We start from the raw sequence: 24016 nt of genomic DNA on the forward strand, positions 1-24016 counted from the left end.
CTATGTCGCAACAGCTGTAACCGGTGTTTTAGCTGTGCTTCCTTGAACTTCCGACGGCCTAGGATGGGCTAGTTTCTTTCGTTGCTGGCAGTATACTTAGCCAGTAATCCTATTTTTTTGTCCTCTTGTTTAAACATGTTCTATTAGTGATTAATTAATGTTTCGCCAGTCATTTCTTTAGGTTTATCAACATTGAGTAAATCAAGCAAGGTTGGTGTTAAATCAGCCAATTTACCATCTGTCCGCAATGTTTCACCTTTTTTCGTAACGATGACAGGAACTGGATTCGTTGTATGAGCTGTCATTGGTGTACCATCCAAACTCACGACTTCATCAGAGTTACCATGGTCAGCTGTTATAATCGCATCTCCGCCTTTGGCAAGAATAGCTTCAATAACGCGGCCCAGACATTCATCAACGGCTTCAATCGCTTTTACAGTTGGTTCAAGCATACCTGAGTGGCCAACCATATCAGGATTTGCAAAGTTCAAGATAATAGCGTCATGATTTCCTTCTTCAATATCTTTAACAAGAGCGTCCGTTACCTCGTACGCACTCATTTCAGGTTTCAAATCATAAGTGGCTACTTTTGGTGAAGGAATCAAGATGCGATCTTCGCCAGGGAATGGTTCTTCACGTCCACCACTAAAGAAGAACGTGACGTGTGGATATTTTTCAGTTTCAGCAATACGTAATTGTTTAAGATTGTTTTGAGAAACAACTTCACCAAACGTATTATCAAGGTTGGTTGGTTTGAATGCAACCGTTCCATGAACTGTTTCACTGAATTGTGTCATACAAACAAAGTGAACATCTTTAGGAGCCTTGTCGCCACGGTCAAATCCACGGAAGTCGTCGTTTGTGAAAACTTGAGAGATTTGAATCGCACGGTCAGGACGGAAGTTAAAGAAAATTACCGCATCGCCATCTTGAACCGTTGCAACAGGTGATCCGTCTTGACGTTTGATGACAGAAGGAAGAACGAATTCATCGTAAATATCATTTTTATATGAATCATCGATCACGTCATTAGGATTTGTGTAATCTGGTCCTTCACCATATACCATGGCACGATACGCTTTTTCGATTCGTTCCCAACGGTTATCTCGATCCATTGCATAATAACGACCAGAAAGGGTAGCAATTTCACCTACACCATATTCTTTTATTTTACCTTGCAAGGCGTCTATATAAGTTTTGGCAGATTTTTGACCGACGTCTCGGCCATCTGTGAAACCATGGATATAGACATTATCTACTTTTTGCTGCGCAGCAAGTTTTAGCAAAGCATACATATGGTCGATATGACTATGAATACCACCGTCTGAAAGTAGACCAATAATATGAAGATTTGTACCTTTTTCTTTAACGACATTCATGGCGTCAAGAAACGTTTGATTTTCAAAGAACTCACCATTTTTAATCGATAAATTCACACGAGTAAGACTTTGATAAACAACACGTCCAGCACCAATATTTAAGTGCCCAACTTCAGAGTTTCCCATTTGACCTTCTGGTAATCCTACATATTCACCATCAGCACGTAGTGTGGCATGTGGGTACTCATTCCAATACTTATCAAAATTAGGTTTTTTAGCGTGGGCTACAGCGTTCCCTTTCGTTTCAGAGCGCAAGCCAAATCCGTCAAGAATAATTAAAGCGTGTGGAGTTCTAGCCAACTTTAACACCCTCTAACAATTTCAAGAAAGATTCTGGATCAAGACTTGCCCCTCCAACTAATGCACCATCAATATCTGATTCAGCCATATATTGGCCGATGTTGTTAGGTTTTACGCTACCGCCATATTGAATACGTACTTGATCTGCCACTTCCTGAGAATAAAGATCAGCTAGAACTTTGCGAACATAAGCACAAACTTCGTTAGCATCTCCAATGGAAGCAGATTTTCCAGTACCAATAGCCCAAACCGGCTCATAAGCAACAACGACAGAAACAACTTGTTCAGCTGTTACGCCTTTCAATCCTTCTGTTACTTGAACTTTGACAACCTCTTGCCATTTGTCGCTTTCACGTTCTTCAAGTGTTTCACCTACACAAACGATTGGAAGAAGGTTGTGATTTAAAGCAGCATGCACTTTTTTATTCACCGTTTCATCTGTTTCAGCAAACATAGCACGTCGTTCGGAGTGACCGATAACGACATAGTTGACATTTGCAGCTTCGAGCATGACAGGGCTAATTTCTCCTGTGAATGCACCAGATTCTTCAAAGTGGACATTTTGTGCGCCAATTTTAAGATCTGTACCCTTTGCAGCTTTCACGATTTGATCAAGAACAATCGCTGGAGCGCAAACAACAGTATCTACAGTTGAAGCAGAAGGAACAGATCCTTTGACTTCATTTACAAAGTCTACAGCTTCTTGAACTGTTTTATTCATTTTCCAGTTACCTGCAATAATTGGTTTACGCATGGTAACACCATCCTTTCTGGTAAATCATGCTGTTAAATACTCCATTTGGACTATTTAACAAAATTTCGGCTTACTCAGCGTCATTCAAAGCATCCACACCAGGTAAAACTTTGCCTTCCATTAATTCAAGAGAAGCGCCGCCACCTGTCGAGATATGGCTCATTTTTTCTGCTAAGTGGAATTTTTCTACAGCTGCTGCTGAGTCTCCACCGCCGATAATAGAGTAGGCATCTGACTTAGCGAGAGCTTCAGCTACACCTTGTGTACCTTTAGCAAAGGCATCCATTTCAAACACACCCATAGGTCCGTTCCATACCACTAGCTTAGAACTAGCAATAACATCACTATAGAGAGCGACTGTTTTTGGTCCAATATCAAGACCCATCCAATCACTTGGAATGCTATCAACGTCAACCACTTTTGTATTTGCAGTCGCTGAAAATTCATCTGCAATCACTGTATCTACTGGTGTATAGAATTTCACACCTTTTGCTTCAGCTTTTTCTATGAATGATTTAGCAAGATCTAATTTCTCAGCTTCTAACAATGATTTACCGATATCGTAGCCTTTAGCTTTAATAAAGGTATAAGCAAGACCACCACCGACAATCAAATTGTCTACTTTATCTAAAAGGTTATCAATAACCCCAATTTTATCCGTAACTTTAGCACCACCGATAATGGCAGTAAATGGACGTTCAGGATTTTCCATAGCTTTGCCAAGAACATTCAATTCTTTTTCGAGAAGGAATCCGGCAACAGCTGGTAAGTATTCTGCAATCCCTGCTGTTGAAGCGTGTGCTCTGTGAGCAGCTCCAAATGCATCGTTGACGTAGACATCTGCAAGAGCAGCGAAGGCTTTTGCAAGTTCTGGGTCATTTTTCTTTTCGCCTTTAAGGAAACGAACGTTTTCAATAAGTAAAATGTCGCCGTCTTGAAGTTTGCTTACTGCCGCTTCAACTTCTGGTCCGACAACTTCATCTGTTTTTGCCACGTCTTTGCCGAGTAATTCGCCTAAACGTTTTGCAACAGGTGTTAATCTTAATGATTCTTTATTTTCTTCAGTTGGACGACCAAGGTGAGAAGCTAAAATAACTTTGGCACCTTGTTCGGTTAAGTATTTAATCGTAGGCACTGCCGCACGAATACGTGTATCATCTGTTATGGTTCCGTTATCTAAAGGAACATTGAAATCTACACGACAGAAAACGCGTTTCCCTTTGACGTCGATATCGCGGATCGTTTTCTTTGCCATGGATTGCACCTCCAAAAAGCCTTTTTTTTGAAATAGCGGAAACTTTCGCTTCCGCTATTTAATGTTGTTCAAAAAGTCCGGATTTGCCCTTTTTTTGAACATATTCTATCAACTTATAATCAGATTTTGCTTGCGAAGTATTTTACAGTTCTTACTAATTGAGAAGTGTAAGACATTTCGTTATCGTACCAAGCGACTGTTTTAACAAGTTGTTTGTCGCCAACAGTCATAACTTTTGTTTGAGTTGCATCGAATAATGAACCATAAGACATACCGATGATGTCAGAAGAAACGATTGGATCTTCAGTATAGCCGTAAGATTCGTTAACAGCATCTTTCATTGCTGCATTAACTTCTTCAACTGTCACTGTTTCGTTTAATACAGTAACAAGTTCAGTTAATGAACCAGATTTAACTGGTACACGTTGAGCAGCACCATCAAGTTTACCTTGAAGTTCTGGAATAACAAGACCGATAGCTTTTGCAGCACCAGTTGTGTTAGGGATGATGTTTTCAGCAGCTGCACGAGCACGACGGAAGTCACCTTTTCTGTGTGGAGCATCCAAAGTGTTTTGGTCGCCAGTGTAAGCGTGGATTGTAGTCATAAGACCTTCAACAATACCATATTTATCATTTAATACTTTAGCCATAGGAGCTAAGCAGTTAGTTGTACAAGAAGCACCAGAGATAACTGTTTCAGAACCATCTAAAACGTCATGGTTAGTGTTGTAAACAACAGTTTTCATGTCGCCAGAAGCAGGAGCTGAGATAACTACTTTTTTAGCGCCAGCTTTAAGGTGTAATTCAGCTTTTTCTTTAGTTGTGAAGAAACCAGTAGATTCAATTACGATATCTACACCGAGGTCACCCCATGGTAATTTAGAAGGATCAGCATCAGCTAAAGTTTTAACTTCTTTACCGTTAACGAGGAAATAACCATCGTGAACTTCTACTTCGCCTTTGAAAGGACCTTGAGTTGTATCATATTTTAATAAGTGAGCTAACATTTTAGTATCAGTTAAGTCATTGATAGCTACTACTTCAATATCGTTGTCATTTAATTCTGCAATTCTTCTAAACGCTAATCTTCCGATACGTCCAAAACCATTAATACCTACTTTTACTGTCATTTAAATACCCTCCTTGAAATTGGTCAATCAAAGTTTTAAAACTTCTCGTGCAGCCCCTTCATCAGTCACTAAGATTGAATTAGGTCCTTCCTTGAAATAGGCCTTTATCGCCTTAGCCTTAGATTTGCCTCCAGCTACGGCAATCACTGTTCGGTCATCATACAGGTTATCCAACTGAAGCCCAATTGTTTTCACCTTATGAATAACCTTCCCACAATGATCAAAAAAATAACCAAAAGCTTCTGCAACGGCATTCTCCGTCTCAATTTTCGTCAATAATGATTGACGTGAACCTCGACGAAGGGCCATTGTTCTTGCATCTCCAATTCCATGCACAACAATCGTTGCGGAATGAATAAGGTGCAAGACTTCATGGATACTGGGCTCTTCAATTAAGGTTTGATATGACTCTTCACTTAATTGATCAGGGACGTGGAGCAAACGATAGCGTCCTTCTGCTTTCGTGGCCATCTTAGCACAAATCGTATTCGCTTGATTCTCAACTTGTTCACCAAGACCGCCTCTACCCGATACAAAGAGTAAATCGCGTGATTTCTTTAATGGATACATCATTTCTGCAACCGCTGCCAAGGTTGTTCCACCCGTCACGGCGATAATGTTTTCCGCATTGATGTAGCGCTCCATTTCTCTAATACAGGCAAGCCCCATCTCATTTTTGACTAATGGATACTGATCGCTGTCACCGGATACAATAATGACGTTGGAAATGCCCAAAACCGCCTTTAATTGTTTCTCCATATCCTTAAGTCCGGAGACGTCTTTCATCATATCTTCAAGTAGATCGACAATTTCTTCTCCATCTGGGGTTAACTGCATACCACTTGAAGCCATGTGGATAAGCCCTTGTTTACTTAAATACGTAACTTCGCCTCGCAGCACACGTTCCGTCATCCCCAAACGTGCAGAAAGTGTACGTCTACCTATAGGTTGAAGAAAATGTAAAGATTGTAGGATACGATACCGGTTGGACATTATGTCTAAGACATCAGGGATAAGCTTCTTTTGGATATTAAGTAACCTTTCCACAATATCCCCCTTAAAAGCACCGGACCAAAATAGTCCCGCATAGTCAAATTTTGTCCCATCAGCACCAAACTTATAATAGCAACTTTTATATCTGTTTACAAGTAAAAACACCAAAATAAATTTTAAATAATTGTAAAAGACAATGATTTGTCAAACCTTAGATTTAAAACTAGCTTTAAATACTTTTTTGAATCTAAGTTAACTTAGATTTACGCAAAGAGGCCCCTTTACTCATTCAATCGTTAACAAATAAAATGTTCAGGATTCGATATTAATATGTATAATAATTCGACAAATTATTCATCATTTAAGGTAAATTAATCTATAAAAACACTCCCCTTCTAAAACTAAAGGGGAATGTTTTTTAGTCTTGCTTTTTTTTGACAATTTTTCTTTTCGAAGCTGCTAAATAACCACATTCCGTTCGATATTTACTAACCACTCGCCTTGACAAAGTGATCCCTTTATCGTTTAATGCTTCAACAATTTTTCGATCAGATAGGGGTTTCGATTTATCTTCATTTGTTATGATTTTCTGAATGAGCGATTTTATATAGAAAACAGAAACCTCTCCATCTGAAGAACTTAACCCCTTAGAAAATAATGAGCGATATGAAACAATTCCAAAAGGTGCCTGGATATATTTATTACTGACAGCTCTACTTATGGTGGATTCATGAACCTCTAACTGTTCAGCTATTTTCTTCATCGTTAATGGTTGGATCGATTCCCACTTTCCACTTTCAAAAAAAGCTCGTTGATAATTGACACATAATTCCGTTAGTTTAATTAGTGTTTGTTTTCTTTTTGTGATACCCATGAGAAGCCATTCAGCTTCTTTAAGTTTTTCTTTTAGATAGTGGTTTGTTTCTGGATCTGTATGCCCTTTTAATTCATCAACGTAATTTGAGTCAATGGATACATTGGGAATTTGGCCCATTTCATCGTTGATCTTAAGTTCATGACCTTCTTTTGTAATATATATATCGGGAATAATATATCGCTTTGCATCTCTAGTCTCCAATCCCGATACGATAGGAGTCGGATTCAACGCCCTTATATCCTGAAGAGCATCGTGAAGCTCTTCGTCTGACATATCGAGTGCTTCTTTGGCACGGACCCATTCACCCGTTATAAAACAATCAATATAGTGTGTGACGATATCCATGGCAAATGTTGAGTGATTTGTCTGCCGCTTAAGTTGTAAACTCAAACAATCTTTTAATGATTTTGCACCTATTCCGGGGGGATCGAGAGTGCGAACAATAGATAGAGCATTTTCTAGTTGTTTTATAGGGACTCTTAGAGCGTGGGATAAGGTTAACATGTCTTCCTCGAAGTAACCATTATCATTTAGACTGTCAATAATAAGGAAGCATGTTTTTTGAACTTCAGGACTAAGTGACATGACTTGGATTTGTGACCTGAGTTCTTCTCTAAAACCCGATCCATTTGCAATTGTTTGTTCTATAACATCGGTCGTTGATGTACTGTTATTCATGCCGTGACTTCCCACTCCATACATTGAAGAAGAACCAGACCAATCATGAATAGAGAGAAAGGGATTTATTTCTGCTTGCTCATGAATTAACTTCGTTAAGTCCTGTGTATTGTACTGTAGTAAGGAGATCGCTTGATATACGGCAGGTGTTAACTTAAGTTTCAGTGCCTGAACTTGACTTAGATTCATTCCCATCGCATCACCCTCTTACACCTATAAAGTCATTCTAGTTTAATAGATCAATTAACTTATAGTCTCTTTTCATTCTGTTTTACCTCATTTTATTATATCAAAGAGCGCGGCTGATTGAGGGTTGTGATGTAGAATTTTTTAGTATATTTCAATTTTTTCATACACAAAAACCAGCCTCACAAACCGAAGCTGGTCACAATTTCAGAAATACCTTTTTTTCCAAAAAATATACACTGTTGTACATGATAATAATAAAGAAATGACTAGTGGGACAACAAATCCATTGCCTAAATTTTCACCTGGAAAAGGAACATTCATACCATAAAAACTGAATACCATGGTAGGTAATGACAAAATAATCGTGAAAGCCGTTAAAAATTTCATAACCACATTCACATTATTGGAAATAACCGAGGCATACGCATCCATCATGCCACTTAATATATTACTATGAACTTCAGCCATTTCTGCGGCTTGTTTAATTTCGATAATAACATCTTCAAGTAAGTCCTGATCGTCTTCATACATTCGTAAAAATCGTTGTTTTGTCATTTTCTCCATCACGATATTATTTGCTTTTAATGACGTCATAAAATAAACAATGGTTTTTTCCAAACTAAGAAGCATAAATAATTCTCTATTCTTCATCGATTGATGAAGTTCACGTTCAATGATCGTTGTTTTTCGGTCAATATGTTTAAGATACCTTAAATAATAGCTTGCCACCGAATATAAAAGTTGTAAGGCAAATCGTGTTTTTTTGTAAGTAAAAAAGCCTTTAATTTTATTGTTAACGAAGTCACTAATAATCGGTGTTTCTCGTAAACACACCGTAACAAAGTAGGAAGGAGTTACAATAATACCAATAGGAATCGTATCGTATAAAGCTGAATCTGAATTATCTTCAACTAGTACTGGAACATCCACGATTGTGAGAACATTATCGTCTTCTTTTTCAATCCTGGATCGTTCATCATCATCTAGCGGATCTTTGATAAAATCTAATGGAATGTTTGTTTCGTCAATAACTCGTTTAACTTCTTCTTCGGTTGGATGAATGAGATTTACCCAGCAACCTTTTGTAAACGTGTCCGTTTTATTCATTTTCCCTAGTTCATCTGTTAAATAAATATCTAGCATAATAGCAACCTCCTCATTTTTCTGAGGAAAAAAGGCATACTACAATATTTTTAAATGGTCGATAACCTAATGAGCGACCATTTAAAGTCAGTATGAAAACTTCCTCTTTTTTTCTCTTGGGTGTGTGACTCCCCTCGGGTGTACTGTCTGAACTCATTAAGTTATCAACTCCTTTATAAGTTTCTTGTTTAAAATACGGTCCAAAATTTTTAAAAATAAATTACTCCAACATCTTTATCAGTAATCAACACTCCTTATCATACATTGGTTTACTAAATAAAACAAATTATGTATGTTTCAAATTTATTGGTGTTCTTGTCCAACTATGAGGTAAACCATCCATGTTCTAACTAAATGGGTTAAGTGAAGTAATCATCATGTAGCTTAAAAATAGTCATCAGTGTCCTTACACTGATGACTATTTCATTAACAAGATATATTTGGACGCCGAGGGCAACCGCATTGAACGTTTTTATGTTGAACATCGCAACAATGTGATACGGTGTGTGGGTAGTAATGTTGGTGTTCGTATAAATAGTGTGTTTGAATTTGAGTATGGGAAGGGTGGATGTGTTTAACGATCACAGGTTTATATACATGAGCGACATTCATTGTTTGTGGATCAACGATATCTTTACCACGTGTTGGCGGACAATAAACATTATTTGACTGTTGTCCCCATTTACTAGGCGCTGTTGGAAGTTCTGCACCTTTCATCATTTTTTTCTCATGCATCGGACCTTGTTTTGGGCACCCTTTCATACTTGGACCCATGTTAGCCTTTGCACTCGGTTTAGAATGGGGCATTGGCATAGCATCTGGGATTGACATTGGGCTAACATTAGGCATCGCATTCGGCTTTGACATTGGACTAACATTAGGCATCGCATTCGGCATTGACATTGGGCCAACGTTAGGCATCGCATTCGGCATTGACATCGGACTAACATCAGGCATCGCATTCGGCATTGACATCGGACTAACATCAGGCATCGCATTCGGCATTGACATCGGACTAACATTAGGCATCGCATTCGGCATTGACATCGGACTAACATCAGGCATCGCATTCGGCATTGACATTGGACTAACATTAGGCATCGCATTCGGCATTGACATCGGATTAATATTTGGCATTGAATTTGGATTCCATGTCATAAGTTTATTCCTCCTCATTTTTCGTACACTTATAGCCTATGTATTGGGGAATAGCCTTGTCATAATACGAATACCCATTTTATTCAAAAAGGGCGAATACCATCGTGATAGCCCTATTTTTTTAAAAACGACTAATTAATGTTCATGTGCCAATTTCAAAAATTAATTTTATATTTAAAAAAGGATTTAGCATAAAGTCTGCTAAACCCTTGATTTATGTATGTTTAAATGGCGCGCTCGGAGGGATTCGAACCCCCGGCAGACGTGGTACCGGAAACCACCGCTCTATCCAACTGAGCTACGAGCGCATAATTACATGACGACACGATAGTAATTATAACTTAATTTAACAATAAAATCAATAGAGTGAATCTAACTAACAGCATCTGATATGAATATTAAGCCACGTTAAAGACATTCTAATAGAATGAAGATGATTTCTAGACAGGGAGGAAACTAAGTTGAAATATCGTATTCTAAATTCATTTCTTATTATTTCATTAATTTGTGCGGGGCTTCTTTTTACGGAAAAATGGAAAAACACGCATTCGTCAACTGACCATATTATCTTTAACCATATTGATCTCCCTACCGCCAAAGATCAAAAACATCTGGATGTAACCGTCAATCATATACTTGGCATCAAGCATTATCAGTATCACCGCAATCAACACGCTATCTCGATTAACTATGACCACCACGTTATGAAACCGGAATGGATCGAAAAATCATTAAAAGCATCAGGTATTCAAACATCTGGTTATCAAATTTCACATAAATAACCGTTTAAAAAAAGGTCATTTCGGGAATGAATGTTTTTAGCAACTATAATTATAGTATAGCGTACATAGCCTGTTTATTTAGCAAATAGAACGACTTTCTAATACTTTTTCTAGACATACACGAATAACATTAAAACATAGGAAAAAGCCTGCAAAATCCATTAATATCTTCAATGATCAAAAAATTTGACCTATATTGACCATTGAGGTATGATGATTAAAGCAAGATCACTTATGATGAAAGATAAAAGGAGGGTGTTGTAATGCCATTAATTCCAACAGTCATTGAGCAAACAAATCGAGGGGAACGTGCCTATGACATTTATTCCCGTCTGTTAAAAGATCGTATTATTATGCTTGGAACTGCCATCGATGATAACGTGGCTAACGCCATTGTTGCCCAACTGCTTTTCTTGGCAGCAGAAGATCCTGAAAAAGATATTTCTATCTACATAAACAGTCCTGGCGGATCAATCACAGCGGGTATGGCTATTTATGATACGATGCAACACATTAAACCGAAAGTATCGACCATTTGTGTCGGTATGGCAGCTTCGATGGGTGCTTTTCTTCTAACAGCTGGAGAAATTGGCAAACGCTTTGCATTACCGAATAGTGAAATCATGATTCACCAACCTCTTGGTGGAACTCAAGGACAAGCAACAGATATTGAAATCCATGCTAAACGGATTATTAAAATGCGTGAAAAATTAAATCAAATCATGGCTGAACGTTCAGGTCAACCTATCGAGGTTATAAACCGTGATACAGAACGTGATAACTTCATGTCAGCAGATGATGCCAAAAAATATGGACTCATCGATGAAGTCTTAATTTCTAAATAAATGATTTGACAAAAAAGAAAGACTATCATTAGCATTTTGCTTTTGGTAGTCTTTTTTTGTTATCCATTTTCGTGAGAAGCAGAGAAATCACCTTTCATGAATTCTTAACTGTTTGTAATAAAATCAACGAGAGCCTGAGCTGCATCCGTCTCATCATTTCCTTCAGCGATCACTTTTACTTGCGTTCCTTCGCTTAAGGCAAGACTCATGATACCCATAATGCTTTTTGCGTTAACTCGTACGGATTGATATTCCAAAAATAAATCTGAATGATACTGATTTGCTTCCTGAACAAATTGAGCTGCTGCCCTCGCCTGAAGACCACCTGGAATAGCAATATAAGCCATTTTTTCCTCCAATATAATTGACCTCCTATTTTCTTTTATCCGTACTCATGAGTCTTAAGCCTCTTTATCTCTAGTAGGATTTCAAAGAAGTGGACAGAGGGGCTTATAATCCTCTAAAAAGGACGGAATTCATAGACTTAACTTCACTACCATTATGACCTATTTCTGCCTGAGTTGATTCGCTAATACTTCAATTTTTCGAAATCGATGATTTATTCCCGATTTACTAATATGTTCCCCTTGAACTAATTCACCAAGTTCTTTCATGGTGACATCTGGATGCTTCAATCGAACTTCTGCAATCTCACGAAGTTTATTTGGAAGTTTATCCAACCCCAATTTTTCTTCTATGATTTTAATGTTTTCAATTTGTTTCATTGCGGCACTCACTGTTTTATTAAGATTAGCTGTTTCACAATTAACCAGACGGTTAACCGAATTACGCATATCTTTAACAATACGTATGTCTTCAAAATAAAATAGGGCTTGGTGTGCTGCAATGATACTCAAAAAGTCGGTGATCTTCTCACTTTCCTTTAAGTATATAATGTAACCGTTCTTACGTGGTAGTATTTTGACATTTAAATTAAACTCATTCATTAAATGGGCCAATGAATGAGTGTGATCTTCATAATTCGAAAAGATTTCAAGATGGTAAGATGACTCTGGATGATTAAGTGATCCCCCTGCTAAAAATGCACCACGTAAATAAGATCTTTTACAACATGATTTTTTAATTAAATCAGGATCTATTTCACGTGTAAACATAAAATTTTCATCGACAATTTTCAATGAACGCAAGAAGTCTTTGGTATTTTCTTTCACTCTAACAATATAGACATTATTTTTCTTTAAACGCATCTTGCGTCGCACTAATATTTCAATCGGAAATGTATAGTTTTTCTTAATTAATACATAGATTCTTCTAGCTATAGCTGCATTCTCTGTGCAAATATCTAAACTCAATTGCTTATTTACAATTGAGATAAATCCGTTCATTCGAATGAGTGCAGCTAGTTCCGCTGTTGCACAACATGGTTTGACTTCCAGTTGTGTCAATTCTTTCTTTGTTTCTGCAGCAAAAGACATTTTGCCACACCCCCCCTTTAATTATTAGGTGGAAGTAGTTTTACAAGCCAATCACTAACCACTTTCTCATTATGACGGATGACTTGATGATCATAGGAAACAAGATCATCACTTATCACTTGTATACCTAGTGCTTCGCATCTTTTACTGTCACATAGGACTGGTTCCGCCTCTTCACGGGCATAATTTTCTAAGATGTCTTGATCAATTGTCTTATTATTAACGAGTATATAATCAAGAAATGGACTTGAACCATGATCTAATAACACTTTCACATGGTCAGCTGCCGTAAAGTAATCCGTTTCTCCTTTTTCAGTCATAATATTACAGATGTACACTTTCTTTGCTTTTGCCTTTTGAATTTCTTCCGCAAGTTCTGGCACTAAGATATTTGGAATAACACTGGTATATAAACTTCCTGGACCTAGTACAATTAAATCAGCCTGCTTAATCGCTTCAACGCTTTCTTGAAGAGGGGCTATATTTGAAGGTTCCAGAAAAACACGTTTAATTTTCTTGTCGCTTTCCCGAATCGTTGATTCACCTTTAACAATCGTCCCGTCTGTCATTATAGCGCCCAGTACAATACTTTGATTTGCCGCAGGGAGAACATTCCCATTTACATTTAGTATTCGGCTCATTTCTGCAACACCTTTAACAAAGTCTCCTGTAATGGACGTTAATGCGGCTATAAGCAAATTACCCAATGAATGACCATTTAATCCATTCCCATTTTTAAATCGGTGTTGCAAAAGTTGTTCAAACATTGGTTCAACGTCAGATAAAGCAACGAGAACGTTTCGAATATCCCCAGGTGGTGGAATTTGAAGTTCATTTCTTAACATACCCGAGCTTCCGCCATCATCGGCCACTGTAACGATGGCAGTAATGTCTAACGGATGTTTTTTAAGTCCTCTTAAAATCCTCGATAAACCTGTTCCACCACCGATGGCGACAATTTTTTGTTTTTTTATCATATTAGTAATTTCCTTTTTCAACATCTCGGTGCATCACACGAGAAGGATATACTTTAGATAACTCTTTACTAATATGCTCAGCCAAAGCAACTGAACGATGCCTTCCACCTGTACACCCAATGGCGATGACAAGTTGTCTCTTACCCTCTCTCTTATACTGAGGTAGCATAAAACGCAAGAGTTCGAGCAACTTCTGTAGGAATTGCTTCGTCTCACTCCACTTAAATACATAGTCCGCGACGTCTTTTTCAAGGCCTGTTCGAGGTCTCATATGTTCAATATAATAGGGATTAGGTAAAAATCGAACGTCAAAAACAAGGTCTGCATCAATCGGAATGCCATATTTAAAACCAAAGGAAAGGACATTTACCCGGAAGGACTGATCATTCTCATCACCAAATTGGGAAATAATCTTGTCTCTTAACTGTACAGGCTTCATGTCTGTTGTATCAATGTAATATTGAGCAAGCCCTCTGATTTCGTCTAACTTTTCTCGTTCAATCTTAATCCCCTCTAAAGGCAAGCCTCTAGGAGATAACGGATGAGAGCGTCTCGTTTCTTTATAACGTCTAACCAAAGTTTGGTCTTTTGCATCTAGGAATAGTATTTGAGGCTTAATTTTTTCATTTTTACTAAATGAATCAATGGATTCAAATAAAGAGTCAAATATTTCACGTCCCCTTAAATCCATCACAACGGCGAGTTTATTTAATTTTTCACCAGAATCTCCAACTAGATCGATGAATTTCGGCAGTAGCGATGGCGGCAGGTTATCAATGCAAAAGTACCCTAAATCTTCAAAGCTTTGAATAGCTACCGTTTTTCCTGCCCCTGACATCCCTGTAATGATGACTACCTGAATATTTTTCCCCATAATACCCGAACCTCCCTTTTCATCTCTTTTAATTTGGATCGAGTCTGTAACTTAACAATTCAAAATCTGGTGAATAATGAAATGTTCCAAAAATCATACCTCGTCCATGAAGGACGTAATCTAATAAATGGCGATCTCCTTCCGCCATTGGGAGCTCTTGAAATTCATCTGCATTCTGCCAAGAAAGCTCGCCCTCTTTACTATGTTCTAAAAGTTGGCCTTCATAATCATCCGCATAAAAAGTGAACATCATCCACTCGGATATTATTTTGTCTCCCTCTTTTATTATAAAGGTAAATACACCTTTTAGTTCTGGATTTTGCAAATACAGACCGGTTTCCTCACGAAATTCTCGAATGACTGTATCCTTAATGGATTCCCCGCTCTCCATTTTCCCGCCGGGTGCCACCCACCAGCCTCTTCTCGGTTTTTTTAATAACAATACTTTATCATCATGTCTTAACAAACAGTTCGTTACGCGCTGCAAAGCTACTCACCTCTATCTCATGTTACAACCATTTATCAAAAATACATTGTCTCTATTATATACGAGTCTATTCCATTTTTCATTTTATTTTACTTTGACTTAGCTAGTCCTGTCTATCTAGAGTCGCGCTATCATTTGTTCCATTTACTCAAAATCTTCCATTAACATGACTAAAGAGTATAAGGGTTTTGTATACTTTATCTACATGCAAAAGCAGCAACAGAGTGTGATCTGTTACTGCTTTATGACATTTTTAAACCCTCCGCTAATTATTTTCAGCCTTCAGCTCGGCCTCTATATATGACCTCTTCGATGACTCACCCATACGCCAATAAACAATAAAGCTAATAAAAATACAGATTGCTACGTAATAGAAAAATAACGATTCACTACCGATGCTTTTAAACCATAAGGCAACAAACTCAGCCGTCCCACCAAATATAGCAACAGTTAAACCATATGGCAATCCTACACCAAGAGCACGTATTTCTGTTGGAAATAGCTCTGCTTTAACGATCGCATTAATTGACGTATAACCTGTAACAATAATAAGGCCTAATAACATGAGTAGAAAGGCCGCAATGGCACTATGTGATTGCCTCATAAGTAGAAATATTGGCACCGTCAGTATTGTGCCGAATATACCGAAGCACATTAATAGTGGTCTACGTCCAATACGATCTGATAGCATTCCAGCTAGTGGTTGAAGTATGACAAAAATGAGTAGTGCAACAAAATTAATTAAACTAACAAGTTCCTTATTGAGACCAACTGAATTCACCATAAACTTCTGTAAATACGTCGTATACGTATAAAATGCAACGGTTCCACCAAGTGTTAATCCAACAACGGTTAACACTGCCTTAGGATACTTCATCAAAGCACGAATCGTTCCAGCCTTTTCTTTGTCATCCTTATCCATTTTATTGTATTGTTCCGATTCATCCATCGTACGACGAAGCCATAGTACCGTTAACGCACCTAATGCCCCAATCACAAACGGAATACGCCATCCCCATGCTCTCATTTCTGTTTCATTAAGTGATAATTGTAAAATAATTTGGACACCCAGTGCTATCATTTGCCCCGCAACAAGCGTCACATATTGAAAACTTGAGTAGAATCCACGTCGACCAGTATTGGCCATTTCAGACAAATACGTCGCTGACGTTCCGTATTCTCCTCCTAAGGACAATCCTTGGAGGAGCCTTGCAAGAACCAAAATAATAGGAGCAAATATCCCAATCGTTTGATAACTTGGCGTTACAGCAATGACAAGTGAACCACATGCCATAATAGTAATAGAAAGCGTCAGTGCTGCACGACGACCATAACGATCTGCATAACGTCCCAGTAACAAACTTCCCAATGGACGCATAAGAAAGCCAACGGCAAAAATCGCTGCCGTATTTAATAATTGGCTTGTTGTGTCCCCTTGTGGAAAAAATTCGGTTGAGAAATATACAGCAAACGCAGCATACACATACCAGTCATACCACTCAATCAAATTTCCTAACGAACCTTTAAAAATATTTCCCGCGATTCGACGTGTATTTGCATGTTCACTTGATTTAATCATGTAAAACATCCACCTTCTCTTTTTTTATATTGAAAAACAACAGAAATGTTATGTAGGCTTATTTCACTATTTTCTCTATTAATTAAAGAACAATACCCCATTTAACCGTAATTGGTTTTAGTTGAAATAAAAAATAATGTTGTCATTGGCATCATCTTAAGATCTAAATCTCAGATCTGTCATTAATTAAGAGTTTACACTAAAACAATGTTGAACCATTACATTAGGTTATGATTATAATAACATAAAGGGCATTAATATTCACCTGTTCACAATAATTTCTAAATAGTAAAACTATTTGGAGAGCACGACATTCAAAAAAAATGCATGAACTCTGAATGAGAGTTCATGCAAAAATGGTACATATATATAAGGGGGTCATTCTATACTTATCATACCCCATTTGTATGTCACTAAGATTACAATTCATTTAAGAAAACATGAAAAGAAATCAAAATCACATAGATAGTCTTCAGACTTTAGAAGCATCTTTAAGTTCTTCGACATATTTTTGAGCAGATTGTGCAGCGATACTTCCATCGCCCGTTGCCGTGACAATTTGACGTAATTCTTTTTCTCGGACGTCTCCTGCTGCAAATATTCCTGGTATACGCGTTTCCATTTCTTCGTTCGTTTCAATATATCCCGATTCGTTCGTAATACCAAGAGACTTAACGGCACCATTCAAAGGAAGTAACCCAATGTAAATAAAGACACCATCCGCTTTGACTTCTTTTTCAGTCCCATCTACCGTATTAACTAGTGTGACACTTCCAACTTTCCCGTCAGCTTCATGGATTTCTTTAACCGTGTGATTCCAAATAAAGTCTACTTTTTCGTTAGAAAACGCACGGTCTTGGAGAATTTTTTGAGCCCGAAGTTTATCACGGCGATGGACGATGGTCACCTTTGAGGCAAAACGAGTGAGATAAACACCTTCTTCAACAGCCGAATCTCCCCCGCCAATAACGAGAAGTTCTTTTTCTTTAAAGAACGCTCCATCACATACAGCGCAATAAGATACGCCTCGACCACCAAGTTCTTGTTCACCAGGGACACCAAGTTTTTTGTATTCAGCACCTGTCGCTACAATAATGGACAGCCCTTTGAATTCTTTGTTTCCTGCAATCACCGTTTTGTATTCTTTTCCATCTTTTATTTCCTTTATATCACCATATGCATATTCAGCGCCAAATTTTTTCGCATGCTCGAACATTTTATTGGATAAATCAGGTCCAAGAATAGACTCAAATCCAGGATAATTTTCTACTTCTTCAGTATTCGCCATTTGCCCCCCTGGAATCCCACGTTCAATCATCAAGGTAGATAAATTCGACCGTGAGGCGTAAACAGCTGCTGTCATTCCAGCCGGACCAGCACCAATGATAATCACATCATATATTTTTTCTTCTGTCATATGCTTTTCTCTCCTTTATCCTTAGTATTCCAACCTGAGCCTTGTTTTTACTATTGTAAAATAAATGAATAAATATCATTTTTAGTTTAATACTATATACATCTGATTATGTTATATAAAATACCCTTTAATAAAAACAATCATGAGTGGATTAGATTAAAATACACATTTATAATTCGTATTTGATTATACTTATTATAAATAACTCTGTAGAATCTATGCTATAAAAATATTCTTCATTCGTCTATATATATGCTCAAAAACACATCTTTCTCATAATAATCCATTCCGTTTGAGAATTTGGCCTAATTCTTGAATATGTTTTCTTATTCGATAAACCGATGTATGACAAAGTTTAGCTATTTCAGCTTGAGATGTATGTTGATTTTTTTCTTTCTTCCATAGGTAGATCAATGCTCCGGCCCACCCCTCAACATCAATCTCATCCTGCTTATCTAACATTTGGTAAACAACATACCAATAATCATATAACTCGGGATGTCTTACAACGGCTTTACCTTCAGATAGGCACAATTGGACATGCCACATAATGTTTAATCTGTGGTCCACATTTTGTGATTTATGGGCAAGATCCATGACCATTTCGCTTGCAATCGCTCTTATTGCAGGATCCTCATGATTTTTTGCTGTATCATTCAGCTCATCTTGGGCCGATAAATAATGAAGATAAAAAATAGCAAATAGCTGTTCAGCTTGGTCTGGATTGTATAGCTCGTGCTGAATTAATGAATGTACCATAAAATTATCATAGGCATTCTCATCTAAGAGCATATCTTGCACTTTTTCATATTGAAAAGGATGAAAAGGTGTTTCATCAAAGTAATGGACTTGGTTCCAAGCTCGTTTGGCTACAGTTAAACGACCAACTTTATAAGCAGCATAAGCCATCCAAAAATAAAAAACCTGGTCCCCATTTACGCCCGCTTTTTCAGCAGACGTGAGCCAACGACATGCCTTCTCGAAGTCACCTATAAACAGATATGTTGAGCCTAATTTACTTCTATGATCAGGAAAGTAAGGAAAGAGTTTATTTAATCGTGGAAGTATTGTATCGCGTAATTCTATTTCATTAGATTGATGATAGAACGTCACCAAGTTACATAATGCATGAATATTGCCTGAATCTCTTTCTAAAACATGGTGTAAAGTAGCATAAGCTTTATCCATCAATCTTAATGAAAAATAAGCAATTGCTAAATTATTATATGCTGCCCAAAACTCAGGTTCTTCTTTTATAACCTTTCGAAATAAGTTAATGGCTTTCTTATATTGACCGTTTTCTAACTGTTGACGGCCTTTTTTATGGTTCGAAATATACTGAGGTTCCTTGTCTATATCATACCCAACAGATTCCTCATTTATTAGATGAAGTAATTCTTTGGCATCCTGTACGAAAATGCCATGTGGTTCTTCTTGTAAATACAAATTGACTTCTCTTAAGGCATCTTGAAATTCGCCAAGATAAGCATAATTGTTTGCCATAAAGAAATGGCATTCTGTTAATCCTAAGTCAAGCTCTGTTACAATTCTATTTAAAATCCGATTAGATGATTTATAGTCTTCAAGTTCCGCTAATATAGATGCTTGTTGGCATAAATATTCAACTTCATTTGGTTCAAAAGCGATCGCACGATCAACATATTTATAGGCTTTATAAAGGTCGCCCTTCTGATAAGCCACCACGCCTTTTTGAAAATAGTACGAACCATTTGGGTTGAATGAAATGATGCGTGCCTTTTTAGACATCTTTTCTGATTTCATGTTTTCCTCCGTATTCATTCAGAATTTGTCCTTTGAAAAGTATAACACAGATTGTCCCATTTCGTTTTATAGAAACATGAAAAGGTGGTATTAATTTATGTCTTTGGTCTTTCAATGATTTAAGAAATTTAAAAAGCAGTTTTCAAAATGTGGCCATAACCAAATAAAACCATTCTAGAAAAGAAAAAAACGCCCATCCGGCGTCATTCATTTTGATTTTCCAGATCTCTTATTGAAGGCTAATTCAAACAACCCCGTTGATGATAGACCCGCTAATCCACCACCCCATAATCTCTCTAGACTATCTAGTTGAGGGGCAAAAGGTTGTGCTGCGAATCCAATTATGAGACCTATTATCAGAGCTATTAAAGGGATGATATTTTTTGGAATCGATACGGCTTGTTTTATCATCTGTGTAACAGCCGTTATGATAGGTAAAATAATCGTGGCAAACGTTAAAATTTCGTTCATTTTTCTCGCTCCCCTAGTTTTATACTAGGATATGCAAGTAGGAGGTAAGAAAACACTATAAGAGGTAGTTCAAAAAGTCACCAAATGATAAGCTACGAATCTCGGCGTTGGCTTGTTTTTTCGGTCCTCATGTAGTAAACACAAGAGGATCTTCAACTAAAATCGCTCACGTCCTGTGGCTGGCGCCTAAAGCCACCACATCCTGTGGAATGCCGGTCCTCAAAACGGCGCCGCCTTGACCTTCTTGCTTCTAATTTGTCACCTTTTTGAACACGTATTATAAGTGCCCATCATAGTGGGATCAGGGCAGAATTTGTCCAATAACAGGAATTAATCCACGCATGTCTACATATATACTCTATTATAGTATTTTTAAGGGTGGTGTTCCGTGCAAAAGAAAATCATAACCATAGCCTTTGCAAGTATTCTTATTGCTGTAGCTATAAATGGTTTTATCATTCCCTTACATCTATTAAATGGTGGGTTTTGGGGGATTAGTATTTTAGCTCATTACTTGTGGGGGTATAAAATAGCGCTGACCTTTGCCTGTCTGAATATTCCTATCTATCTTATTGCATTAAAATATAACAACGTCTTTTTCTTTAATGGCCTCCTTGGGACATGCTTTGTCACTGTTGCAACGGACCTTTTATCTCCTCTTCAGCATATGATTAACCTTTCATTTTTTACGAGTATTATCCTTGGTAGTATCATTTTAGGTATGGGTGTAGGCTTAATGCTAAAATTTCATACAAGCCCCGGCGGAATGGATCTTCTTGCTTTAATGTTATCAAAGTGGTTTAAGATAAATGTAGGGCTAATTATCTTTACACTAGATTTACTGATTATCGCTTCCGGTGTCATTCTTCTCCAGGATGAAAAAATATTCTACTCTCTCATTATCGTTTCCATGGTAGGGATCATTACAATGATGATGACCTCGATAAAGTCCATTATTTTTGAATAAAGTGAAACTTCCATCAGTGGGGGTTTTCTTCCCCCCACTGATGGTTAGCTGAACCAATCGGACCTTTACGGGCAGTTGATCCCCCACCTATCTTCTTTGAATACTCAGAATCTTGAGGTGGGGGTTTTACTGCCCGTTAAGGCGGGATAAACGTTTGTTTAAAAAGAAAGCTACTGACAAAGTCAATTACGGTAGCTTTCCACTGTTATTATTTAGTACTTAAAGTGATCATAAGACTACGAATCATCTTCATCCTCTTCATCAATCTCCGCATCTAGAGGCAGAAGCGTTAAGATTTCTTTAACGACATTATTAATACGTTCATTTATAACATTTGCCCCATATATTTTTTTGGCAATTTCAATCTTCTGAATCACATCTGGGTCAAATTCCACTATGGGTTCATCATCTTCAAGCTCATTAAACAGATTGATGATGGTGTCCAATGCCTTGTCAAATTTATCTCGTTCTTGATCGTTTGCTTTCATCTTTTATCACCCATTGTTAATATGAGTTAAAATGGATGTTTTTATAACTTGGTGAATTTTTTCAGAACAAAACCCCAACCTACATTCTGGTCCTCAGAAAATGCGTCGCCGTTATCTTCTTACTTGTCACCTTTTTAAGCACTATATTTGATGTTTTACTTCATTAATTTTAAATAACCCTTGAAATTGTTATCGTATGCACCGATACTATTGTATAGATAGCTAGTCTGTATAAAGATATTTTTTCTACTTAATCCCAAGTATAAACTAATATCGTTTGCTAGTTATGGTTTATATTTTAAAAGGGGGGCGATGCAATGAATAAACGAATCCTTGTCCTTTTTGGTGGGATTTCAATCATTCTACTCATAATCGGCATAGTCATAGGAAATCAAACAGCAAAAGTGGATCTAAATCAACAAAAGATCAGTGCCGAGAATTTACAAAAAGAAATTTCTCAATTAAAAGATCAGAAAAAAGACCTTTCTACTTCAACCTCTAAACTCAACGATGTCAATAAACAGATAACAGATGCAGAGGCAAAGTTAGATGATCTCAATAAGCAGAATCAAGATGTATTAGATTTAGTTAAAGATAAAGATGACTTGAAAAAAGAATACGATAAAGCAGCTAGTCAACTTTCAGATATTAAAAAACAACTAAGTAAAGCTAAATCAGATTTGAATAGCACAAATGATCAAGTTGAAAAGGCAAGTGGCACCCTTCAGCAAGCAAAAGGAGAACCTAAGACGTTAAGTGCAGGTAATTATGTTGTCGGAAGTGATCTTCCAGCCGGACGTTATAAAGCCGTCCCAGTTGGTGATGGAAGTAATTTCTTCGTTCGAGATCCTGGTGGGTCGGCCTATGTTAATACAATATTAGGTAGCGACGGCGAAGCATCTTATACGTTCGAATGTTCTAACGGTGATACAATAGAAACAGAATCATCAGTGAAATTGATTCCAGTAAAATAGTGACAAAGAAGAATCAATATATAAAAAGAGAGTGTGACAAGGTTACTCACCTAACACACTCTCTTTAATTTTAAGGGACCATTTAAATCACCATGCGAACCTGGATTGCACCACTCTGCCGTTTATTTGCACCACTTTGAACCCAGATTGCACTACTCTGCCGTTAATTGCACCACTTTGAACCCAGATTGCACCACTCTGCCGTTTATTGCACCACTCCGAACCTGGATTGCACCGCTCTGCCGTTTATTGCACCACTTCAAACATGAATTGCACCACTCCGAACCTGGATTGCACCGCTCTGCCGTTAATGCAGATCACCGAGTTTCATTTACTTATAGTGTAAAAAATAGCAATGATCCTCCATTAGATTACGATAAAATGGCCATAATGATCGCCCCTGTTAAAGTACACTTAATTCACGTTTTATCGATTTCTTATAACTGTAATTGAAATGTATACCTCATGCTTATTAATTACGAGTCATTTCCATACTGACAGATACTTTTTTCGATATTTACTGTCTTCCTCTAACTCTATTAGTTCCATTGCTTTTTGCTTGATCTGTTCATCTTTAACTGCATCATATAAATTTTTTAGGCCTTGAATCATATCATAGCGAATTAAAGTATAATTTTTCTCATTAGTACCATTTTTAAATCGATCCGTGAAATGATCAATGACCATGGTTTTCTGCTTTTGTCCAGCTAAACCAACCTTCCAAATGGATTGAAGTGCATGCCTCGCAGTAACAAACTTCGGATCTTTTGTTACCTCCCAGAGTGCCAGAAAATCATTCAGCATCCGCTGTTCAGGATCACTAATAGCTAAACCGGCAAGAAATTGAGCCGCTCTCGACCTGCGATGATTATCGGGATCGGTTAACCAATTTACCAGTTGATCCCAAACATCATATGACCAATCAACTTTATTTTTTATAGCTTCTAAAATGTGATTGAAAGCTTCATATTGAACTTCTTTATTTTTAGCTTCTAAGTTTTCAAAATGTGATTGTATGAACGGGTCCATTGGTATCATCCTTTTCTCTAGAAATAGCTAACATTATCAATATTCATTCCCT

At 37.4% G+C, this 24016-nt stretch carries 24 protein-coding genes and 1 tRNA gene; 5 read left to right on the forward strand and 20 right to left on the reverse strand.

Annotated features, from left to right (window positions below; all coding sequences use genetic code 11):
- Positions 1 to 143: 143 nt before the first annotated feature.
- The 9 genes from gpmI to GMB86_RS02130 form a co-directional block, all read right to left on the reverse strand.
- Entirely contained in the window at positions 144 to 1679 is a 1536-nt protein-coding gene (gpmI, locus tag GMB86_RS02090; RefSeq protein WP_155216329.1) for a 2,3-bisphosphoglycerate-independent phosphoglycerate mutase, read from the reverse strand.
- Positions 1672 to 2433 (reverse strand): triose-phosphate isomerase, encoded by a 762-nt coding sequence (gene tpiA / locus GMB86_RS02095; RefSeq protein WP_155216331.1) that lies wholly within the window; start codon positions 2431 to 2433, stop codon positions 1672 to 1674. Before tpiA ends, gpmI begins: the two co-directional genes overlap by 8 nt.
- A 70-nt stretch (positions 2434 to 2503) precedes the next feature.
- A complete protein-coding gene (locus GMB86_RS02100) occupies positions 2504 to 3688 on the reverse strand; it encodes a phosphoglycerate kinase (RefSeq protein WP_155216333.1) in 1185 nt (394 codons plus the stop codon).
- 119 nt (positions 3689 to 3807) lie between these two features.
- Positions 3808 to 4818 (reverse strand): type I glyceraldehyde-3-phosphate dehydrogenase, encoded by a 1011-nt coding sequence (gene gap, locus GMB86_RS02105; protein WP_155216336.1) that lies wholly within the window; start codon positions 4816 to 4818, stop codon positions 3808 to 3810.
- Between the two features lie 27 nt (positions 4819 to 4845).
- On the reverse strand, positions 4846 to 5865 hold the full coding sequence (locus tag GMB86_RS02110; protein ID WP_329602708.1) for a sugar-binding transcriptional regulator: 1020 nt from the start codon (positions 5863 to 5865) through the stop codon (positions 4846 to 4848).
- 364 nt (positions 5866 to 6229) lie between these two features.
- Positions 6230 to 7561: an RNA polymerase factor sigma-54 gene (gene rpoN, locus GMB86_RS02115; protein ID WP_155216338.1), complete on the reverse strand. Its 1332-nt coding sequence runs from the start codon at positions 7559 to 7561 to the stop codon at positions 6230 to 6232.
- Positions 7562 to 7759: 198 nt separating this feature from the next.
- Positions 7760 to 8698 (reverse strand): magnesium transporter CorA family protein, encoded by a 939-nt coding sequence (locus GMB86_RS02120; protein WP_155216340.1) that lies wholly within the window; start codon positions 8696 to 8698, stop codon positions 7760 to 7762.
- A gap of 426 nt (positions 8699 to 9124) precedes the next feature.
- Positions 9125 to 9856, reverse strand: a complete 732-nt coding sequence (locus GMB86_RS15660; protein ID WP_230458954.1) for a CotD family spore coat protein — start codon at positions 9854 to 9856, stop codon at positions 9125 to 9127.
- A gap of 229 nt (positions 9857 to 10085) precedes the next feature.
- A tRNA-Arg gene (locus tag GMB86_RS02130) sits at positions 10086 to 10164 on the reverse strand.
- 153 nt (positions 10165 to 10317) lie between these two features.
- Here GMB86_RS02130 and GMB86_RS02135 point away from each other — a divergent pair.
- Both GMB86_RS02135 and clpP read left to right on the forward strand, forming a co-directional pair.
- Positions 10318 to 10638 carry a hypothetical protein gene (locus GMB86_RS02135; protein ID WP_155216342.1) on the forward strand — a complete coding sequence of 107 codons (321 nt, stop codon included), beginning with the start codon at positions 10318 to 10320 and terminating at the stop codon, positions 10636 to 10638.
- Positions 10639 to 10901: 263 nt separating this feature from the next.
- The gene (gene clpP, locus GMB86_RS02140) at positions 10902 to 11483 is read left to right on the forward strand and encodes an ATP-dependent Clp endopeptidase proteolytic subunit ClpP (protein WP_155216344.1); all 582 of its coding nucleotides are present in this window, start codon (positions 10902 to 10904) and stop codon (positions 11481 to 11483) included.
- A gap of 104 nt (positions 11484 to 11587) precedes the next feature.
- Here the strand turns inward: clpP and GMB86_RS02145 are convergent, their stop codons facing one another.
- From GMB86_RS02145 to GMB86_RS02185, 9 genes are all read right to left on the reverse strand, one after another.
- A complete protein-coding gene (locus GMB86_RS02145; protein ID WP_155216423.1) occupies positions 11588 to 11830 on the reverse strand; it encodes an HPr family phosphocarrier protein in 243 nt (80 codons plus the stop codon).
- Positions 11831 to 11989: 159 nt separating this feature from the next.
- Positions 11990 to 12919 carry a DNA-binding protein WhiA gene (whiA, locus tag GMB86_RS02150; protein WP_155216346.1) on the reverse strand — a complete coding sequence of 310 codons (930 nt, stop codon included), beginning with the start codon at positions 12917 to 12919 and terminating at the stop codon, positions 11990 to 11992.
- Between the two features lie 17 nt (positions 12920 to 12936).
- Positions 12937 to 13896, reverse strand: coding sequence for a gluconeogenesis factor YvcK family protein (locus GMB86_RS02155; protein WP_155216348.1), 960 nt, complete (start codon positions 13894 to 13896; stop codon positions 12937 to 12939).
- Position 13897: 1 nt separating this feature from the next.
- Positions 13898 to 14770 (reverse strand): RNase adapter RapZ, encoded by an 873-nt coding sequence (gene rapZ, locus GMB86_RS02160; protein ID WP_155216350.1) that lies wholly within the window; start codon positions 14768 to 14770, stop codon positions 13898 to 13900.
- 28 nt (positions 14771 to 14798) lie between these two features.
- Positions 14799 to 15257 carry an 8-oxo-dGTP diphosphatase gene (locus GMB86_RS02165; protein WP_155216352.1) on the reverse strand — a complete coding sequence of 153 codons (459 nt, stop codon included), beginning with the start codon at positions 15255 to 15257 and terminating at the stop codon, positions 14799 to 14801.
- A 265-nt stretch (positions 15258 to 15522) separates the two neighbouring features.
- Complete coding sequence (locus GMB86_RS02170) at positions 15523 to 16836, reverse strand: MFS transporter (RefSeq protein WP_155216354.1); 1314 nt, start codon at positions 16834 to 16836, stop codon at positions 15523 to 15525.
- Between the two features lie 472 nt (positions 16837 to 17308).
- Positions 17309 to 18253 (reverse strand): thioredoxin-disulfide reductase, encoded by a 945-nt coding sequence (trxB, locus tag GMB86_RS02175; protein WP_155216356.1) that lies wholly within the window; start codon positions 18251 to 18253, stop codon positions 17309 to 17311.
- A 273-nt stretch (positions 18254 to 18526) separates the two neighbouring features.
- On the reverse strand, positions 18527 to 20035 hold the full coding sequence (locus GMB86_RS02180; RefSeq protein WP_196220096.1) for a tetratricopeptide repeat protein: 1509 nt from the start codon (positions 20033 to 20035) through the stop codon (positions 18527 to 18529).
- A gap of 207 nt (positions 20036 to 20242) precedes the next feature.
- A complete protein-coding gene (locus GMB86_RS02185) occupies positions 20243 to 20506 on the reverse strand; it encodes a holin (protein WP_155216360.1) in 264 nt (87 codons plus the stop codon).
- A 388-nt stretch (positions 20507 to 20894) separates the two neighbouring features.
- On the opposite strand from GMB86_RS02185, the gene GMB86_RS02190 reads away from it, so the two are divergent.
- Positions 20895 to 21473 (forward strand): YitT family protein, encoded by a 579-nt coding sequence (locus GMB86_RS02190; RefSeq protein WP_155216362.1) that lies wholly within the window; start codon positions 20895 to 20897, stop codon positions 21471 to 21473.
- A 236-nt stretch (positions 21474 to 21709) separates the two neighbouring features.
- Here GMB86_RS02190 and GMB86_RS02195 read toward each other — a convergent pair whose 3' ends face one another.
- The gene (locus GMB86_RS02195) at positions 21710 to 21961 is read right to left on the reverse strand and encodes an atypical membrane-integrating protein (Mistic protein) (RefSeq protein WP_155216364.1); all 252 of its coding nucleotides are present in this window, start codon (positions 21959 to 21961) and stop codon (positions 21710 to 21712) included.
- A 317-nt stretch (positions 21962 to 22278) separates the two neighbouring features.
- On the opposite strand from GMB86_RS02195, the gene GMB86_RS15665 reads away from it, so the two are divergent.
- Entirely contained in the window at positions 22279 to 22935 is a 657-nt protein-coding gene (locus tag GMB86_RS15665) for a hypothetical protein (protein WP_230458955.1), read from the forward strand.
- Positions 22936 to 23112: 177 nt separating this feature from the next.
- Positions 23113 to 23388, forward strand: a complete 276-nt coding sequence (locus tag GMB86_RS15440) for a hypothetical protein (RefSeq protein ID WP_196220097.1) — start codon at positions 23113 to 23115, stop codon at positions 23386 to 23388.
- 30 nt (positions 23389 to 23418) lie between these two features.
- On the opposite strand, the gene GMB86_RS02205 is transcribed toward GMB86_RS15440, so the two are convergent.
- Positions 23419 to 23964 (reverse strand): hypothetical protein, encoded by a 546-nt coding sequence (locus GMB86_RS02205; RefSeq protein ID WP_155216366.1) that lies wholly within the window; start codon positions 23962 to 23964, stop codon positions 23419 to 23421.
- Between the last annotated feature and the right edge of the window lie 52 nt (positions 23965 to 24016).

It is taken from the genome of Terrilactibacillus tamarindi, from assembly GCF_009718825.1.
Classification (GTDB): Bacteria; Bacillota; Bacilli; order Bacillales; family Sporolactobacillaceae; genus Terrilactibacillus; species Terrilactibacillus tamarindi.

Coding starts and splice junctions, on each gene's coding strand:
- tpiA (WP_155216331.1), bottom strand. CDS start 2,433: ATGCGTAAACCAATTATTGCAGGTAACTGGAAAATGAATAAAACAGTT.
- GMB86_RS02100 (WP_155216333.1), bottom strand. CDS start 3,688: ATGGCAAAGAAAACGATCCGCGATATCGACGTCAAAGGGAAACGCGTT.
- gap (WP_155216336.1), bottom strand. CDS start 4,818: ATGACAGTAAAAGTAGGTATTAATGGTTTTGGACGTATCGGAAGATTA.
- rpoN (WP_155216338.1), bottom strand. CDS start 7,561: ATGGGAATGAATCTAAGTCAAGTTCAGGCACTGAAACTTAAGTTAACA.
- GMB86_RS02120 (WP_155216340.1), bottom strand. CDS start 8,698: ATGCTAGATATTTATTTAACAGATGAACTAGGGAAAATGAATAAAACG.
- GMB86_RS15660 (WP_230458954.1), bottom strand. CDS start 9,856: ATGACATGGAATCCAAATTCAATGCCAAATATTAATCCGATGTCAATG.
- clpP (WP_155216344.1), top strand. CDS start 10,902: ATGCCATTAATTCCAACAGTCATTGAGCAAACAAATCGAGGGGAACGT.
- GMB86_RS02145 (WP_155216423.1), bottom strand. CDS start 11,830: ATGGCTTATATTGCTATTCCAGGTGGTCTTCAGGCGAGGGCAGCAGCT.
- whiA (WP_155216346.1), bottom strand. CDS start 12,919: ATGTCTTTTGCTGCAGAAACAAAGAAAGAATTGACACAACTGGAAGTC.
- GMB86_RS02155 (WP_155216348.1), bottom strand. CDS start 13,896: ATGATAAAAAAACAAAAAATTGTCGCCATCGGTGGTGGAACAGGTTTA.
- rapZ (WP_155216350.1), bottom strand. CDS start 14,770: ATGGGGAAAAATATTCAGGTAGTCATCATTACAGGGATGTCAGGGGCA.
- GMB86_RS02170 (WP_155216354.1), bottom strand. CDS start 16,836: ATGATTAAATCAAGTGAACATGCAAATACACGTCGAATCGCGGGAAAT.
- trxB (WP_155216356.1), bottom strand. CDS start 18,253: ATGACAGAAGAAAAAATATATGATGTGATTATCATTGGTGCTGGTCCG.
- GMB86_RS02180 (WP_196220096.1), bottom strand. CDS start 20,035: ATGAAATCAGAAAAGATGTCTAAAAAGGCACGCATCATTTCATTCAAC.
- GMB86_RS02185 (WP_155216360.1), bottom strand. CDS start 20,506: ATGAACGAAATTTTAACGTTTGCCACGATTATTTTACCTATCATAACG.
- GMB86_RS02195 (WP_155216364.1), bottom strand. CDS start 21,961: ATGAAAGCAAACGATCAAGAACGAGATAAATTTGACAAGGCATTGGAC.
- GMB86_RS15665 (WP_230458955.1), top strand. CDS start 22,279: ATGAATAAACGAATCCTTGTCCTTTTTGGTGGGATTTCAATCATTCTA.
- GMB86_RS02205 (WP_155216366.1), bottom strand. CDS start 23,964: ATGGACCCGTTCATACAATCACATTTTGAAAACTTAGAAGCTAAAAAT.